This is a genomic window from Streptomyces griseocarneus (genome assembly GCF_014655595.1).
In the GTDB taxonomy this organism is placed as follows: domain Bacteria; phylum Actinomycetota; class Actinomycetes; order Streptomycetales; family Streptomycetaceae; genus Streptomyces; species Streptomyces griseocarneus.
In genome coordinates, this window is record NZ_BNBL01000007.1 from 1 (window position 1) to 15,862 (window position 15,862).

A 15,862-nucleotide genomic window follows, 5' to 3' on the forward strand; every position below is an offset into this window, starting at 1 on the left:
TAACGGTTGGAGCTGACTGGTACTAATAGGCCGAGGGCTTGTCCTCAGTTGCTCGCGTCCACTGTGTGGTTCCCGGGTTGCGAACAGTCGCACCGGTTGAACCAAGTTTCACTGTTAATTGAAGAGTGTGCTTGTTCGCTAGAACCCGATAGGGTTTCGGTGGTCATAGCGTTAGGGAAACGCCCGGTTACATTCCGAACCCGGAAGCTAAGCCTTTCAGCGCCGATGGTACTGCAGGGGGGACCCTGTGGGAGAGTAGGACGCCGCCGAACAATCTTTCAAGGACCCTTGGTCCCAGCGTTCACGCTGGGACCAAGGGTCCTTTTGTTTTTCTGTTGCTTTTGCCGAAGCGCGCCTGTGAGCCGGGTGCGCGAGAATGACTGCGTTACCCGAAGACAGGAGTCACGTCGATGTCCACCAACTCTCCCGAGGGTCGCTCGGGCGGCGAGTCGCGCTACGGAGGCCCCCGCGGCCCGCGCAGCGGCGGTTTCCGGCGCGACGACCGTTCCGGTGGCCCCCGCCGTGACGAGCGCCGTGACGACCGTGGTCCGCGCCGCGATGACGACCGTGGCGGTTTCCGCCGCGATGACCGTCGTGACGAGCGTCCCGGCGGCTTCCGCCGTGACGACCGCCGTGACGACCGTGGTCCCCGCCGTGACGACGAGCGTGGCGGCGGCTTCCGTCGTGACGACCGTGGCGGCCGTCCGGGTGGTGGCTTCGGCCGCCGCGACGACGACCGTGGCGGTTTCCGCCGTGACGAGCGCCGCGATGACCGTGGTCCGCGCCGCGATGACGACCGTGGCGGTTTCCGCCGCGATGACCGTCGTGACGACCGTGCCGGCGGCTTCCGCCGTGACGACCGCCGTGACGACCGTGGCCCGCGCCGCGATGACGAGCGTGGCGGCGGCTTCCGTCGTGACGACCGTGGCGGCCGTCCGGGTGGTGGCTTCGGCCGCCGCGACGACGACCGTGGTGGCTTCCGCCGCGACGAGCGCCGTGACGAGCGTCCCGGCGGCTTCCGTCGCGACGACCGCCGTGACGACCGTGGTCCCCGCCGTGACGACGAGCGCGGTGGCGGCTTCCGCCGTGACGAGCGTCCCGGTGGCTTCCGTCGTGACGACCGTCCCGGTGGTTTCCGCCGCGATGACCGTCGTGACGAGCGCCGTGATGACCGTGGTCCGCGCCGCGATGACGAGCGTGGCGGCGGCTTCCGTCGTGACGACCGTCGCGACGAGCGCCCGTCCTTCCGTCGTGACGAGCGCCGCGACGACCGCGGCCCGCGCCGTGATGACGACCGTGGCGGTTTCCGCCGCGATGACCGTCGTGACGAGCGTCCCGGCGGCTTCCGCCGTGACGACCGCCGTGACGAGCGTCCCTCCTTCCGCCGTGACGACGACCGTGGCGGCTTCCGCCGCGACGAGCGCCGTGACGACCGTGGTCCCCGCCGTGACGACGACCGCGGTGGCTTCCGCCGCGACGACCGCCGTGACGACCGTGGCCCGCGCCGCGACGACCGGGGCGGCGACCGTGGCCCCCGTCGTTCGTTCCGTGACGACCGTCAGGGCGGCGGCTACCGAGGCGGCCGTGACGACCGTTCCGGTGGCTACGGGCGCCGTGACGACCGCCGCGACGACCGCGGTGACCGGGAGCCGGTGAAGCGGCTGCCGATCCCCGAGGACGTCACCGGTGAGGAGATCGACAAGGACGTGCGGCAGGAGCTGATGAGCCTGCCGAAGACGCTCGCCGAGGACGTCGCCCGCAACCTGGTCATGGTGGCCAACCTGCTGGACGAGGACCCCGAGCAGGCGTACGAGTACTCCCGCGTCGCCCTGCGGCTCGCCTCGCGCGTCGCCGCCGTGCGGGAGGCCGCCGGCTTCGCCGCTTACGCCACGGCCAAGTACTCCGAGGCCCTCGCCGAGTTCCGGGCCGCCCGCCGGATGACCGGTTCGGTCGAGCTGTGGCCCGTCATGGCCGACTGCGAGCGCGGCATGGGCCGCCCGGAGCGCGCGCTGGCCATGGCCGGCGAGCCCGAGGTGCAGAAGCTCGACAAGGCGGGTCAGGTCGAGATGCGCCTGGTCGCCGCCGGTGCCCGTAAGGACATGGGCCAGGCCGAGGCGGCCGTGGTGACGCTGCAGAGCCCCGAGCTGGCGTCGAACTCCGTCCAGCCCTGGACCGCGCGCCTGCGCTACGCGTACGCCGAGGCCCTCCTCGACGTCGGCCGGGAGGCCGAGGCCCGCGAGTGGTTCGCCAAGGCTCTCGAGGCCGACCAGGGCGGCACCACGAACGCCTCCGACCGGCTCGCCGAGCTGGACGGCGTGGAGTTCACGGACGCCATGGAAGAGGACGCGGACGAGGCCGACGCCGATGAGGCCGACGTCGTGACCGAGGCCGACGCCGCGACCAAGGATGATGCCGAGGCCGACGCCGAGGCCGAGCCCAAGGCCCAGGCCGAGGACTCCGACGCCGACTCCGACGCCGACTCCGACGCCGACTCCGACGCCGACGCCGGTGCCGAGGCTCCCAAGGAGACCGGCGACCAGAGCTGATCAGTAGCGATCGAACAACGCCGAGGGCGGAAGCCCGGATCGGATGATCCGGGCTTCCGCCCTCGGCGTTTTTACGTTGCCGGCCTCAGCTCAGGGCCAGGCTCCGCAGCACCAGGCCCGTCGCCGGCTTGGGGCCGAAGGACGTGGACTTGCGCGGCATCGTCACGCCCTGCTCGGCCAGCTCCCGCACGACGTCCTCGCGGACCGGGTACATCAGCACGGCCGTGCCGCCGTGGCGCTCGGCCTGCTTGACGGCCGCGGCCGTCTCGTGGATGTAGCCGATGTGCTCCGGGTCGTCGGGAACCCGCCAGATGTGCTCCAGCAGCAGCGAGTGCAGCACCGTCGCGTCCAGCTCGCGCCAGGCCTGCGGGCGGTCGGCCGGGACCGTGCGCTCCAGCAGCCGCGGGTCGGGCCGGTCCAGCAGGTGGAACCGGCCGTCGCCGGCGAGCAGGAAGGCATTGCCCGGCCCGGAGGCGGCCTCCGCCAGTTCCTCGAGGGCGTTGGGCAGCGGACCCTCGAGCGTCCGCACGCGGAAGGCGCCGCCCAGCGCGGCCAGCGCGTCCCGGACCGGCAGCTTGTGCAGCAGGCGGTGGATGGCCCGTACGCGCAGCGGGTAGCGGGCGGTGTCCACGAGCAGGACGAGGCCGAAGTCCCAGGGGCCCGGTGCCGGCTGTTCGGCGCGCAGCCGCAGGTAGGTGGCCCAGCGGTGGTGGCCGTCGGCGATCAGGGCGTGCCGGCGGCCGAGGTCGGCGTCGATGCGGGCGAGGTCGTCCGGGTCGGTGATGGACCACAGGCGGTGGGCGTAGCCGTCGTCCGTGGCGGTGGAGAGCAGCGGCTCGGTGCGGATGACGCGCTCGATGACGCCCGCCGCGCCCTCCTCGTCGTCGCCGCCGCGGTAGGAGAAGAGCAGGGGCTCGAGGTTCGCGCCGGTGTCGCGCATCAGGGCGGCGCGGTCCTCGATGATGTGCGGCATGACGTCCTCGTGGGGGAGGACGACGCCCTCCTCGCGCGGGGTGAGGCGCAGTGCGCCGATGAGACCACGCTGGAGTATGCCGTCGCCGCTCTGCTCGTATACGTAGAGCGCGGGCTCCGGGTCGGCGGCCAGGACCTGCTCGTCCTGCCAGCGGCGCAGGGTCTCCGCGGCCTGGCGGTGCCGGTCGGCGGCGGTGGCGGCCTGGGGGAGGATCAGGCGGACGATGTTGTGCGGGTCGGCGGTCTCCAGGTGGCGCAGGCCGTCGGGCCGCACGACGACGTCGTACGGTGGCGAGGTGACCGACGCGAGGCTGCCGACCCGCTCGGGGACGTAGCGCAGCCCTCGGAAGGGGGCGAGTCGCAGCCCCCGCTCTGCGGGGCTGCCGTTGGCGCCGTTGCCATGGCCTGGAGTGCTCATTGTGAAATGTTATGTCTCGAGGCCGGATGAGCAATGATCGTGGGAGAGACGTACAGCACAAGGAGCGATCACAGCATGAAGCAGACCGTCCGCACCCGGCCCGGCGGCAGCGAGCGGCGGCTGAGCGCCGCCTACGACACGGCGCTGCTGGACCTCGACGGCGTGGTGTACGCGGGCGGCGAGGCCATCGCGCACGCCGTGGAGTCCCTGGGGACGGCCCGGGACGGCGGGATGCACCTGGCGTACGTGACGAACAACGCCGCGCGCACCCCCGAGGCCGTGGCGGGGCACCTGACCGAGCTGGGGGTGCCGGCCGAGCCGGCGGACGTGATCACTTCGGCGCAGGCGGTGGCCCGGCTGATCTCCGATCAGCTGCCGTCCGGTTCCAGGGTGTTGGTGATCGGCGCGGAGGGGCTGCGGGTCGCGCTGCGCGAGCGCGGGCTGGTGCCGGTGGAGTCGCTGGACGACGACCCCGCCGCCGTGGCGCAGGGGTACGGCGGTCCGGACATGCCGTGGTCGCGGCTGATGGAGGCGTCGTACGCGGTGGCGCGCGGGCTGCCGTGGTTCGCCTCGAACACGGACCTGACGATTCCCAGCGCCCGGGGCATCGCGCCGGGCAACGGCTCGGCGGTGCAGGTGGTGCGGATAGCCACCGGCGCGGAGCCGCAGGTGGCGGGCAAGCCGCTGCCGCCGATGCACCGCGAGACGATCCTGCGGACCGGGGCCGAGCGGCCGCTGGTGGTGGGCGACCGGCTGGACACGGACATCGAGGGCGCGCACGCGGGGGGCGTGGACTCGCTGCTGGTGCTGACCGGGGTGACGACGGCCGCGCAGCTGCTCGCGGCGCGGCCGGAGCACCGGGCGACGTACGTGGCCGAGGACCTGCGGGCGCTGCTCACGCCGCAGCCGGAGGTGTCGGAGGCCGACGGCGGGGCGTTCCGGTGCGGCGGGTGGACGGCGTCGGTGGACGGCGAGGCGCTCGCCCTGGAGGGTGACGGCGATCGTGCCGACGCGCTGCGGGCGCTGTGCGCCGCGGCGTGGACGGCGGCGGGCGACGGCTCGTGTGCGCTGGACTCCGGGAAGGCGCTGGCCCGGCTGGGCTGGTAGGGGTTTCCCCGTGACGGGGGTGATGCCGGGCGGGCCGCGTGCGCGGGCCGCCCGGCATCACGCCGTTCAGCCCAGTTCCGCCAGGAGGTCCTCCTCGGTGGCGCCGCGCCGCCAGTAGCCCGTGAAGGTCACCGCCCGGCGGTCGAAGCCGCGGTCGCCGACGAGGTGGCGGCGCAGGGCGCGGACCGTGCCGGACTCGCCGGCGATCCAGGCGTAGGGCGTGCCGGCGGGCAGCCGGGCGGCGCGGACCGCGTCGAGGGTGGGCGCCGCGCCGGGGCCGCGGATCAGCCAGGTGATGTCGGCGTCGGCCGCGGTGGGCAGGTCCGTGACGTCGTCGGGGTGGGCCACCTCGAGGAAGACCTTGGCCGGGGTGCCGGCAGGCAGCCAGCCGAGGATGCCGGCGGCCGCGGGCAGGGCGGATTCGTCGGCGGTGACCAGGACCCAGTCCGTGCCGGCGGGCGGCTGGAAGTCGACGCCGCCGTTCTCCTCGGCCGTGGGGCCGAGGATCGCGACCCGGTCGCCGGGACGGGCGGTGCGGGACCACTCGGAGGCCGGCCCGCTGTGGCCGGTCCCCTCGCCGGGCCGGCCGTGCTGGACGAAGTCGACGTCCAGCTCGTGCGGGTCGTGGCGCAGCTCGCGCACGGTGTACGAGCGCATGACGGCCCGTACGGCCGGGTCCTGGACGCGCCATTGCGCGTACCAGCCCACGCCCAGGTCGTCCGGGAGCACCGGGGCGTCCTGTCCCGGCCGGGGCAGGAACAGCTTGAAGCGCTGGTCGCGGCCGCCGGTGACCATCTCGCCGAGGTGGTCGCCGCCGAAGGTGACGCGGACCAGGGAGGGGCTGACCCGCTCGGTGCGCAGGACGTGCAGGTCGAACCAGCGGTAGGGCGGGGGAGGGGCTTCGGACATCGCTGCGGGCGGTCCTTTCGGTCGGTGCGGTCGGCGGGGGCCCGGCGTCAGGACGTCTTCTTGGCCTTCTCGATCGCCGCGGCGAGGTCCTCCAGGAGCGGTGCGCAGCCGGCGTAGGAGAAGCGCGGCTCGCTCATCCAGGGGGAGACCTGGCCGGCCTTGACGGCGGGGAGCTGCTCCCAGGTGGGCTTGGCGGCGAGGTCCTTGGGCTGCAGGGCGGAGGTGCGGCTGTCCAGGATGATGAGGTCGGCCTGGTACTTGTCGGCGTTCTCCCAGCTCAGGCTCTCGAAGTAGCCGCCCTTGTCGAGCTTGTCGGGGACGACGAGGTCGACGCCGAGCTCGCGGAAGTACATCAGGTCGGCGTTGACGGCCGGGTTGGAGACGTAGAAGAGGTCGGCGCTGCCGGAGGCGGCCATGACCTTGATGCGGTTGGTCTTGGCGGCCTTGCGCAGCCTCTCGGCGGCCTTCTCGAAGCGGGCCTTGGCGTCGGTGACCTTCTTGGCCGTCAGGTCGGCGCCGAGCGACTCGGCGAGGGCGGCGTAGCGCTTGACGGGCTCGAGCATGGAGACCCGGGAGGCGGTGAGGCCTACGCTGGGGGCGAAGCCGAGGATCTTCTTCTTGCTCTCCTCCGGCACGTACCACAGGGCCTCGGGCTCGAACATGTTGCTGACGAGCAGGTCGGGGCGCAGGCCCGCGTACTTCTCGATGCCGAACTCGCCCCAGGCGTTGCCGAGGATCGTCAGCTTGTCGACGTCGAGGTCGCCGGCCTGCGGGTCGGGCTTGCCGTTGGCCAGCTTGGTGGGGCCGAAGACACCGACGCATTCGATGCCGAAGTCGTGGAGGGCGGCGGCGGTTCCGGTGAACGCGACGATGCGCCGGGGGGTCTTGCCGGCCTTGACCGTCTTGCCCCGGTCGTCCTTGAAGCTCCAGGCGCCGTCCTTGCCGCCGGCCGTGTCGGAGGAGGCGTCGGACGAGCCGCCCCCGCAGGCGGTGAGGAGGGCGCCGAGGCCCAGGGCGCCGCCGGCGGTGAGGAAGCCGCGACGGGAGGGAGTGAGGATGCGGGGGGTGCTCATGGGGTAGTGCTTCTCTCGAGTGAGGGTCAAATGTGAGGGTAGGCTAACCTAACCGGGTGTTGGTCGACAGTGCCCCTCCCCCCACCGCCGCCCCGGAGGCCGAACCCCGGCGCCGGGCCGCCCCGCGCGCCGCGGGACTGCTCGCCGCGGTGGGCGCCCTCCTGCTGGTCCTCGTCGCGTCCGTCGCCGTGGGCGCCAAACAGATTCCCCTGAACCAGGTCTGGCACGGGCTGTTCCACTACACCGGCAGCGAGACCGACGTGGTCGTACGGGACGTACGCGTCCCGCGCACCCTCCTCGGCCTGCTCGCCGGCGCCGCGCTCGGCCTCGCCGGCACCGTCATGCAGGCCCTCACCCGCAACCCGCTCGCCGACCCCGGCCTGTTCGGCATCAACGCCGGCGCCGCGGCCGCCGTGGTCTCCGGCATCGGCTTCCTCGGCGTCAGCTCCCTGACCGGCTACGTCTGGCTCGCCTTCCTCGGTGCCGCCGCCGTCTCCGTGGTCGTGTACGCGCTCGGCGGCAGCCGCGGCGCCACGCCCGTACGCCTCGCGCTCGCCGGCACCGCCGTGACCGCCGCCCTCAACGGCTACATCTTCTCCGTCCAGTTGCTGGACACCGCCGCCCTGGACCGGATGCGCTTCTGGACCGTCGGATCGCTGGCCTCCGCCAACTCCACCGTCGTCAGCCAGGTCGCGCCCTTCATCGTGGCCGGCATCCTGCTGGCCCTGGCGCTGGCGCGGCCCCTCAACGCCCTGGCGCTCGGCGACGACCAGGCCCGCGCGCTCGGCACCCGGCTGAACACCACCCGCGTCCTCGCGCTCGCCGCCGTCACCCTGCTGTGCGGGGCGGCCACCGCCGCCTGCGGGCCCGTCATCTTCGTCGGGCTGATGGTGCCGCACGTCGTGCGCGTCTTCACCGGCCCGGACATGCGCTGGATCCTGCCCTACGCGGCGGTCCTCGCCCCCGTCCTGCTGCTCGGCTCGGACATCGCCGGCCGCGTCGTCGTCCGCCCCTCCGAACTCCAGGTGGGCATCGTCACCGCGCTGCTGGGCGGACCGCTCTTCATCCACCTCGTACGGCGCCGGAGGATGGCCCGACTGTGAAGCACGCAAGGACCCTGCGCACCCGCGGCGGGCTCTCCGTCCGCCTCGACACGCGCGCCACGCTCGTCGTGCTGCTGCTCGCGGCCGCCGCGCTCGCCGCCTCCGTCGCCCTCATCGGCACCGGCGACTACCCCATGTCGTCCGCCGACGTCGTCCGCACCCTGACCGGTGGCGGCACCCCCGCCCAGGACTTCGTCGTCCACGACCTGCGGCTGCCCCGCGTCCTGGTCGGCCTGCTCGCCGGCACCGCGCTCGGACTGGCCGGCGCCGTCTTCCAGTCCGTCTCCCGCAACCCCCTGGGCAGCCCCGACGTGATCGGACTGGGACAGGGCTCGACGGCGGGGGCGCTGCTCGTCATCGTCCTCTTCCAGGGCGACCCCGCGGCCGTCGCGGCCGGATCCGTCGCCGGGGGCGTCCTGTCCGGCGCCGCGATCTACGCGCTCGCCTGGAAGAAGGGCGTACAGGGCAACCGGTTCGTCCTCGTCGGCATCGCCATGGCCGCCATCCTCACCGCCGTCATCGGCTACCTGCTCACCAAGGCCAACCTCACCGACGCCGCCCGCGCCACCGTATGGATGGTCGGCTCCCTGGCCGGCCGCGACTGGGAGCAGGTCGGACCCCTGGCCGTCGCCTGCGCCCTGCTCGTCCCCCTCGTCCTCGGCCACGGCCGCGCCCTGCGCATGCTGGAGACGGGCGACGACGCGGCCTACGCGCTCGGGGTGCCCGTCGAACGGACGCGGCTGGTGACCGTGGCGGCCGCCGTCCTGCTGACCGCCGCCGCCACGGCCGCCGCCGGGCCCATCGCCTTCGTCGCCCTCGCCGCACCCCAGCTCGCCCGGCGCCTGACCCGCGCCCCCGGACCCAACCTCGTCGCCGCCGCCTGCACCGGCGCCGCCCTGCTGGTCACCGCCGACTGGGTCTCCCAGCAGCTCTTCGGCGCCGACCGGCTGCCCGTCGGAGCGCTCACCGGGATGCTCGGCGGGTGCTACCTGCTGTGGCTGCTGTACACCGAGCGCAGGGCGGGACGGATATGAGTACGCACAAGGACAGGAACACCACCGTGAGCGACGCACGCGCGGCCACCGGGCCGCAGACGACCGTGACGGCCGCACCTCCGCGCCGCGCGGGCGGAGAAGCGAACAAGACGAATACGGCGAGCCGACTTTCGGCCGAATCCGTCACCCTCGCCTACGACGGGCGGGTCATCACGGAGAACCTCTCCGTCGCCGTCCCCGACAACTCCTTCACCGTCATCGTCGGCCCCAACGCCTGCGGCAAGTCCACCCTGCTGCGCGCCCTGTCCCGCATGCTCAAGCCGGCCGCCGGCGCGGTGCTGCTGGACGGCGCGGCCATCGGCTCCTACCCCGCCAAGAAGGTCGCCCGCACCCTGGGACTGCTGCCGCAGTCCTCCGTGGCCCCCGACGGCATCACCGTAGCCGACCTCGTCGCCCGCGGCCGCTACCCCCACCAGGGCCTGCTGCGGCAGTGGTCACCCGAGGACGAGCGCATCGTCGCGGAGTCGATGGCCGCCACGGGCGTCGCCGCCCTCGCCGACCGGTACGTCGACGAACTCTCCGGAGGCCAGCGCCAGCGCGTGTGGATCGCCATGGCCCTCGCCCAGCGCACCCCGCTGCTGCTCCTCGACGAGCCGACCACCTACCTCGACATCCAGCACCAGATCGAGGTCCTCGACCTGTGCGCGGAACTCCACGAGACCCAGGGCCGCACCCTCGTCGCCGTCCTGCACGACCTCAACCACGCCGCCCGCTACGCCACCCACCTGATCGCCCTGCGCGACGGGCGCGTCGTGGCCGAGGGGCCGCCCGCCGAGGTGGTCACGGCCGAGCTGGTCGAGCGCGTCTTCGGGCTGCGCTGCCAGGTCATCGACGACCCGCAGACCGGCACGCCCCTGGTCGTGCCGGCGGCCCGCAGGCCCCGTACGGCGGCGGAAGCCGGCGCTACAGGATCGCCCGCAGCCGCAGCACGTCCCGCAGGCCCGCCTTCAGCCTGACCCGGCCGCTGGCCCAGGCCCGCGCGAAGTTCAGCTCGCCGTCGACCAGGGCCACCAGGTCGTCGCCCGTCATCTCCAGCGCGATCTCGGTCCGCGCCTCGGGGGCACCCTGCAGCGTGCGCACCTCCCTGATGTGGCCCTCGCGCAGATGGCCCGCAAAGGTGACGTCGAGATCGGTGACGTGGCAGCTCAGCGAGCGGTCGGGCGCGGCGGCGACGCGGATCTCGCCGCTCGCGCCCGCGAGATTCTCCGCCAGCCGGTCGAGTGCGGCACGGCACTCCTCGATCGTCGCCATCGCCATGGACGGTACACCGGCGAGCCCGGAACACAGGAGAAGCACCCGATACGGGGTAGCGTCGGTTTCATGACCGACGCGACGCAGCCGCACCAGCCGCCCCCGGCGCCCCGGCCCCTCGGCGCCCCGCGCACCCCCACCGGCGACGCCGGCGTGGACGCGCACCTGGCCCGGCTGGCGGACGCGGACGACCTCGAGGTGAGCGGCCACCTGGAGGTGTACGAGGATGTACACCAGGGACTGCGCGACGCGCTCGGCGCGCTCGACCAGCGCCCCGGACCCCCTCGTCCGTACGACAACAGGAGCTGAACCGCACGTGGCAGTGACCCGCCGCCGACTCGACGCGGAGCTGGTGCGCCGCAAGCTGGCCCGCTCGCGCGAGCACGCGAGCCAGCTGATCGCCGCAGGCCGCGTGACCGTCGGCGGTACGACGGCGACCAAGGCCGCCACCCAGGTCGAGACCAGCGCCGCCCTCGTCGTCACCCAGGACGACAGCGACCCGGACTACGTCTCCCGGGGCGGCCACAAGCTCGCCGGCGCGCTCGCCGCCTTCGTCCCCCTGGGCCTGAAGGTCGAGGGCCGCCGGGCCCTGGACGCCGGCGCCTCCACCGGCGGCTTCACCGACGTGCTGCTGCGCACCGGCGCCGCCCACGTCGTCGCCGTCGACGTCGGCTACGGCCAGCTCGCCTGGTCGCTGCAGAGCGACGAGCGGGTCACCGTCAAGGACCGCACCAACGTCCGCGAACTGACCCTCGAGCAGATCGACGACCTGCCCGTCGACCTCGTCGTCGGCGACCTGTCCTTCATCCCGCTCGGCCTCGTGCTGCCCGCCCTCGTGCGCTGCGCCGCGCCCGACGCGGACCTCGTGCTGATGGTCAAGCCGCAGTTCGAGGTCGGCAAGGAGCGCCTCGGCAGCGGCGGCGTGGTGCGCAGCGCCCAGCTCAGGGCCGACACCGTGCGGGCCGTCGCGGCGCGCGCCGCCGAACTCGGGCTGGGCGTCATGGGCGTTACCGCCAGCCCGCTGCCGGGACCGTCCGGCAACGTCGAGTACTTTCTGTGGCTGCGCGCCGGTGCGCCCGAACTGGACCCGGCGGACGTTGACCGTGCAGTGGCGGAGGGGCCCCGTTGACCACTTCAAAAGCACCATCAGCAGCACCGGCGGAGCCGGAGACACAGGCGGGTCGCACCGTCTTCCTGCTCGCCCACACCGGCCGCCCGGCGGCCATCCGCAGCGCCGAACTCGTCGTCCAGGGACTCCTGCGCTGCGGCATCGGGGTGCGGGTCCTCGCCGAGGAGGCCGCGGACCTGCCGCTGCCGGCCTCGGCGGAACGGGTCGAGACCGGCCCCGGCAAGCCCGACGCCCTCGCGGGCTGTGAGCTGCTCATCGTCCTCGGCGGCGACGGCACGCTGCTGCGCGGCGCCGAGTTCGCCCGGCAGTCCGGGGTGCCGATGCTCGGCGTCAACCTCGGCCGGGTCGGCTTCCTCGCCGAGGCCGAGCGGGACGACCTCGACAAGGTCGTCGACCGCGTGGTGACCCGGGCGTACGAGGTCGAGGAGCGGATGACCCTCGACGTGCTCGTGCGCACGGACGGGCACATCGTGCACACCGACTGGGCGCTGAACGAGGCCTCCGTCGAGAAGGCGGCGCGCGAGCGGCTGCTGGAGGTCGTCACCGAGGTCGACGGGCGGCCCGTCTCCCGCTTCGGCGGCGACGGGGTGGTGTGCGCCACGCCGACCGGCTCCACCGCGTACGCGTTCTCGGCGGGCGGGCCCGTCGTCTGGCCCGAGGTCGAGGCGCTGCTCATGGTGCCCATCAGCGCCCACGCGCTGTTCGCCAAGCCGCTGGTGACCGCGCCGGACTCGGTGCTGGCGGTGGAGGTCCAGCCGCAGACCCCGAACGGCGTGCTGTGGTGCGACGGGCGGCGGACCGTGGAGCTCCCGGCCGGGGCCCGGGTGGAGGTGCGGCGCGGCGCCGTGCCGGTCCGCCTGGCGCGCCTGCACCACGCGTCGTTCACGGACCGGCTGGTGGCGAAGTTCGCCCTGCCCGTCGCCGGATGGCGAGGGGCGCCGCACTAGCGCGGAGGCCGGGCGCGTTCAGCGCCCGGCGGCCAGGCGCCTGCGGGCCTCGGCCAGGGCGGAGTCGCGGCCGGCGGCCAGCTCCTCCTCGGTGAAGACCGCGGTCCGCACGTGCGGGGCGATGCCCGCCCCGTCGTACGTCGTCCGGCCGTCCGCCGCGCTCAGGTACTCCTCGTTCGGCAGCCCGAAGGTCCAGCCGTTGGGCAGCCGCCGCTCGAGGACGTCCGAGAAGGAGCCCTGGGTGTTCTCGCCGATCCGCACGGGCGCGGGCGTACGGCCCATCAGGGCCTGCGTCGTGGTCTCGCCCGCGCTGATCGTCAGGCGGCCGGCCAGCACGGCCAGCGGGCCCGTGTAGACCGGCCCGCCGCGGTGCGGGGCGACGCCGACCGGCTCGGGAGCGGTGAACTTCCGCGGGTCCGTCGCGTCGTTGCGCGCGTGCTTGGCGTACGCCGTGTACGGGCGGTCCGTCAGCCGCTCCGCGATGCGCAGGCCCAGGCGGTCCGAGCCGCCGCCGTTGAAGCGCAGGTCCAGGATCACCCCGCGCAGGGCCTTGGTCCGCTCCGGCGTGAAGATCGCGTCCAGGGCCCTGTCGAGCTCGGCGCTGTCCTCCTCGTACGTCCCGGCCTGGGTGTAGCGGGTGAACCGGGTCACCCGCAGGTAGCCCGTGCCGTCCGGGAGATCGGCGTAGGAGACCGCCCCCCGGCCCCAGGTGCGCAGGGGGACGCCCACGGCCGCCGCGACCGCCGCGTCGAGGCGCTCGACGGTTTTCCCATCGGGCAGCGTGGTGTCCTCGCGGTGCCCCGCGTACCTCGGGTCGTCCTTGCCGTAGCCCGTCACGATCGAGGTGTGGCCGTCGTGCAGGGGCTCGATCATCTTCCGCAGGATGCCGAACAGCTCGGCGTCGGTGGTCCGGCCGGTCACCCGGGGGCGGTAGCGGTCGCGCACGGCCTTCCAGTCGACGCCCTTCACCGCGAAGAAGGGGTAGTTCTCCGCGTACGTCTGCCAGAAGGTGTCGAACACCGCCCGGGGGTTCTTCGCGGGCTGCCCCTCGCGGCAGGCGGCGGGCAGCGCGCCGGCGCGGCGCAGGCCGCGGTGGCCGACGGACTCCGCATGGGCCAGACGGGCGCGGGACGGACCGTCCGCGGTCACCGTGATCGTGGACTCGCCCTCCTGCCGGAACGGCTCCCCGGCCCGCGACCGCCGCGCGTCGGTGACCCCCGGCAGACACCCGGCGGCGGTCGTCTCGTACGTCCGCAGCCGGCGGCCGCCGTCCTCGACGGAGACCAGCGTGCCGTAGCCGTCCATCCGCCAGGTGCCCTCGAGGGCCGCCGCCGGCCCTGTGGGGGCCGGCCGGGGGGAGTGGGCGGTCGCGGCCGGGGTGCCGGCGAGAGTGGTGAAGGCGACTGCCGTGGTGACGGCGAGAGACGCGGCGCGACGGCCGGAATCACGGATGATCATGGTTCCACCCTGTCCCCCCAAGGGATCCCGGCACGATGGGGCCGTCACCCGGAACGGTGGTGGGGTTCTCCCCAGGGCGATCGGCGGGGGAGGCCGTCGCGAGGGACCCCCGGAACCTCGTATGGTCGTATCCGTGTTGGAGGAGATGCGGATCCGGTCCTTGGGCGTCATTGACGACGCGGTGGTCGAGCTGTCGCCCGGTTTCACGGCGGTGACGGGCGAGACCGGCGCCGGCAAGACCATGGTCGTCACCAGCCTCGGGCTGCTGCTCGGCGGGCGGGCCGACCCCGCGCTGGTGCGGATGGGGGCCAAGGCCGCCGTGGTCGAGGGCCGGCTCGCCGTCGACGCCCGCTCGGCCGTGGCCGTACGGGCCGAGGAGGCCGGCGCCGAACTCGACGACGGCACCCTGCTCGTCAGCCGCACCCTCTCCGCGGAGGGACGCTCGCGCGCCCACCTCGGCGGACGCAGCGTGCCCGTGGGGCTGCTGAGCGAGCTGGCCGACGACCTCGTGGCCGTGCACGGCCAGACCGACCAGCAGGGGCTGCTGCGGCCCGTACGGCAGCGGCAGGCCCTCGACCGGTACGCCGGCGACGCCGTGTCCGTGCCGCTCGCCAAGTACGCCGGCGCCTACCGCCGGCTGCGGGCCGTCGCCGCCGAACTCGCCGAGCTCACCACGCGCGCCCGCGAACGCGCCCAGGAAGCGGACCTGCTGCGCTTCGGCCTGGACGAGATCGCCGCCGTCGAGCCGCAGGCGGGCGAGGACGCCGAGCTCGCCGCCGAGGCCTCCCGCCTCGGCCACGCCGAGGCCCTCGCCTCCGCCGCCACCGCCGCGCACGCCGCGCTCGCCGGCGACCCCGAGGACCCCGAGGGCATCGACGCCGCCACGCTCGTCGCGGGCGCGCACCGCGCCCTGGAGTCCGTACGCTCCCACGACCCCGCCCTGGCCGGCCTCGCCGACCGCATCGGCGAGGTCGGGATCCTGCTGCGCGACGTCGCCGGAGACCTGGCCGGGTACGCCTCCGACCTCGACGCCGACCCGCGCCGGCTGGCCGCCGTGGAGGAGCGCCGGGCCGCCCTGACGCAGCTGACCCGCAAGTACGGCGAGGACATCACCGAAGTCCTCGCCTGGGCCGAGCGCAGCGCGGCGCGACTGGGCGAACTGGACGGCGACGACGACCGCATCGCCGAGCTCACGGCGGAACGCGACGCGCTGCGCGCCGAACTCGGCGACCTCGCGCAGGTACTGAGCGACGCCCGGACCGAGGCGGCGAAGCGTTTCGCCGATGCCGTGACGGAGGAGCTGGCGTCGCTGGCGATGCCGCACGCGCGCGTCTCCTTCGCCATCCGGCAGAACGAGCTCGCCGACGCCGCCGACGCCGCGTCCGGCATCGAGGTGGGCGGCCGCGCCGTCTCCTACGGGCCGCACGGAGCCGACGACGTCGAGCTCCTCCTCGCCCCGCATCCCGGCGCCCAGCCACGGCCCGTCGCCAAGGGCGCCTCGGGCGGTGAGCTGTCGCGGGTGATGCTGGCCGTCGAGGTCGTCTTCGCCGGGTCCGACCCGGTGCCGACCTATCTCTTCGACGAGGTCGACGCGGGAGTCGGCGGCAAGGCCGCGGTCGAGGTCGGACGGCGGCTGGCGCGGCTGGCGCGGACGGCGCAGGTCGTGGTCGTCACGCACCTGCCGCAGGTGGCGGCGTTCGCGGACCGGCACCTGGTGGTGGAGAAGACGCACGACGGCGCGGTGACGCGCAGTGGGGTGCGGGCGATGGAGGGGGAGGCGCGGGTGCGGGAGCTTTCGCGCATGCTGGCGGGGCAGGAGGACTCGGAGTTGGCGCGGGCGCATGCGGAGGAGTTGCTGGCGGCTGCGCGTGGGGGGTGCTGAGGGGGGCTTGCG

At 74.1% G+C, this 15,862-nt stretch carries 14 protein-coding genes, 1 rRNA gene and 1 pseudogene; 11 read left to right on the top strand and 5 right to left on the bottom strand.

What is annotated here, in order from left to right:
- The first annotated feature begins 155 nt into the window (after positions 1-155).
- The 3 genes and pseudogenes from rrf to IE295_RS33190 all read left to right on the top strand — a co-directional run bounded on the left by rrf (position 156) and on the right by IE295_RS33190 (position 2,546).
- A 5S ribosomal RNA gene (gene rrf / locus IE295_RS18665) occupies positions 156-272 on the top strand.
- A gap of 138 nt (positions 273-410) precedes the next feature.
- A pseudogene (locus IE295_RS34675) lies at positions 411-1,601 on the top strand (hypothetical protein); the annotation flags it as partial.
- A gap of 105 nt (positions 1,602-1,706) precedes the next feature.
- Complete coding sequence (locus IE295_RS33190) at positions 1,707-2,546, top strand: tetratricopeptide repeat protein (protein ID WP_194704357.1); 840 nt, start codon at positions 1,707-1,709, stop codon at positions 2,544-2,546.
- Between the two features lie 85 nt (positions 2,547-2,631).
- Here IE295_RS33190 and IE295_RS18675 read toward each other — a convergent pair whose 3' ends face one another.
- Positions 2,632-3,936, bottom strand: coding sequence for a DUF1015 family protein (locus IE295_RS18675; protein ID WP_190064833.1), 1,305 nt, complete (start codon positions 3,934-3,936; stop codon positions 2,632-2,634).
- 75 nt (positions 3,937-4,011) lie between these two features.
- Here IE295_RS18675 and IE295_RS18680 point away from each other — a divergent pair, with 75 nt between their 5' ends.
- Entirely contained in the window at positions 4,012-5,043 is a 1,032-nt protein-coding gene (locus tag IE295_RS18680; RefSeq protein ID WP_190064834.1) for an HAD-IIA family hydrolase, read from the top strand.
- 66 nt (positions 5,044-5,109) lie between these two features.
- Here IE295_RS18680 and IE295_RS18685 read toward each other — a convergent pair whose 3' ends face one another.
- Both IE295_RS18685 and IE295_RS18690 read right to left on the bottom strand, forming a co-directional pair.
- Positions 5,110-5,952 (bottom strand): siderophore-interacting protein, encoded by an 843-nt coding sequence (locus tag IE295_RS18685; protein WP_190064835.1) that lies wholly within the window; start codon positions 5,950-5,952, stop codon positions 5,110-5,112.
- 47 nt (positions 5,953-5,999) lie between these two features.
- The gene (locus IE295_RS18690; RefSeq protein WP_190064836.1) at positions 6,000-7,025 is read right to left on the bottom strand and encodes an ABC transporter substrate-binding protein; all 1,026 of its coding nucleotides are present in this window, start codon (positions 7,023-7,025) and stop codon (positions 6,000-6,002) included.
- A 59-nt stretch (positions 7,026-7,084) separates the two neighbouring features.
- On the opposite strand from IE295_RS18690, the gene IE295_RS18695 reads away from it, so the two are divergent.
- The 3 genes from IE295_RS18695 to IE295_RS18705 are packed head-to-tail and all read left to right on the top strand — an operon-like array spanning position 7,085 to position 10,139.
- Entirely contained in the window at positions 7,085-8,128 is a 1,044-nt protein-coding gene (locus IE295_RS18695; RefSeq protein WP_190065135.1) for a FecCD family ABC transporter permease, read from the top strand.
- Entirely contained in the window at positions 8,125-9,162 is a 1,038-nt protein-coding gene (locus IE295_RS18700; RefSeq protein ID WP_190064837.1) for a FecCD family ABC transporter permease, read from the top strand. The genes IE295_RS18695 and IE295_RS18700 overlap by 4 nt, the downstream gene beginning before the upstream one ends.
- Positions 9,159-10,139 (top strand): ABC transporter ATP-binding protein, encoded by a 981-nt coding sequence (locus IE295_RS18705; RefSeq protein WP_190064838.1) that lies wholly within the window; start codon positions 9,159-9,161, stop codon positions 10,137-10,139. The genes IE295_RS18700 and IE295_RS18705 overlap by 4 nt, the downstream gene beginning before the upstream one ends.
- Here IE295_RS18705 and IE295_RS18710 read toward each other — a convergent pair.
- The gene (locus tag IE295_RS18710; RefSeq protein WP_190064839.1) at positions 10,087-10,434 is read right to left on the bottom strand and encodes a sterol-binding protein; all 348 of its coding nucleotides are present in this window, start codon (positions 10,432-10,434) and stop codon (positions 10,087-10,089) included. The two genes, IE295_RS18705 and IE295_RS18710, sit on opposite strands and share 53 nt — an antisense overlap.
- A gap of 69 nt (positions 10,435-10,503) precedes the next feature.
- Between IE295_RS18710 and IE295_RS18715 the strand changes: the two genes are divergently transcribed.
- From IE295_RS18715 to IE295_RS18725, 3 genes are read left to right on the top strand one after another with little or no spacing between them, the layout of a single operon-like run.
- Positions 10,504-10,743, top strand: a complete 240-nt coding sequence (locus IE295_RS18715) for a hypothetical protein (protein ID WP_190064840.1) — start codon at positions 10,504-10,506, stop codon at positions 10,741-10,743.
- A 13-nt stretch (positions 10,744-10,756) separates the two neighbouring features.
- Positions 10,757-11,563, top strand: a complete 807-nt coding sequence (locus IE295_RS18720; RefSeq protein ID WP_190065136.1) for a TlyA family RNA methyltransferase — start codon at positions 10,757-10,759, stop codon at positions 11,561-11,563.
- On the top strand, positions 11,560-12,510 hold the full coding sequence (locus IE295_RS18725; RefSeq protein WP_190064841.1) for an NAD kinase: 951 nt from the start codon (positions 11,560-11,562) through the stop codon (positions 12,508-12,510). Before IE295_RS18720 ends, IE295_RS18725 begins: the two co-directional genes overlap by 4 nt.
- Positions 12,511-12,528: 18 nt before the next feature.
- Here the strand turns inward: IE295_RS18725 and IE295_RS18730 are convergent, their stop codons facing one another.
- A complete protein-coding gene (locus IE295_RS18730) occupies positions 12,529-13,968 on the bottom strand; it encodes a S41 family peptidase (protein ID WP_190064842.1) in 1,440 nt (479 codons plus the stop codon).
- Positions 13,969-14,089: 121 nt separating this feature from the next.
- Between IE295_RS18730 and recN the strand changes: the two genes are divergently transcribed.
- Complete coding sequence (recN, locus tag IE295_RS18735; protein WP_190064843.1) at positions 14,090-15,850, top strand: DNA repair protein RecN; 1,761 nt, start codon at positions 14,090-14,092, stop codon at positions 15,848-15,850.
- The last annotated feature ends 12 nt before the right edge of the window (positions 15,851-15,862 follow it).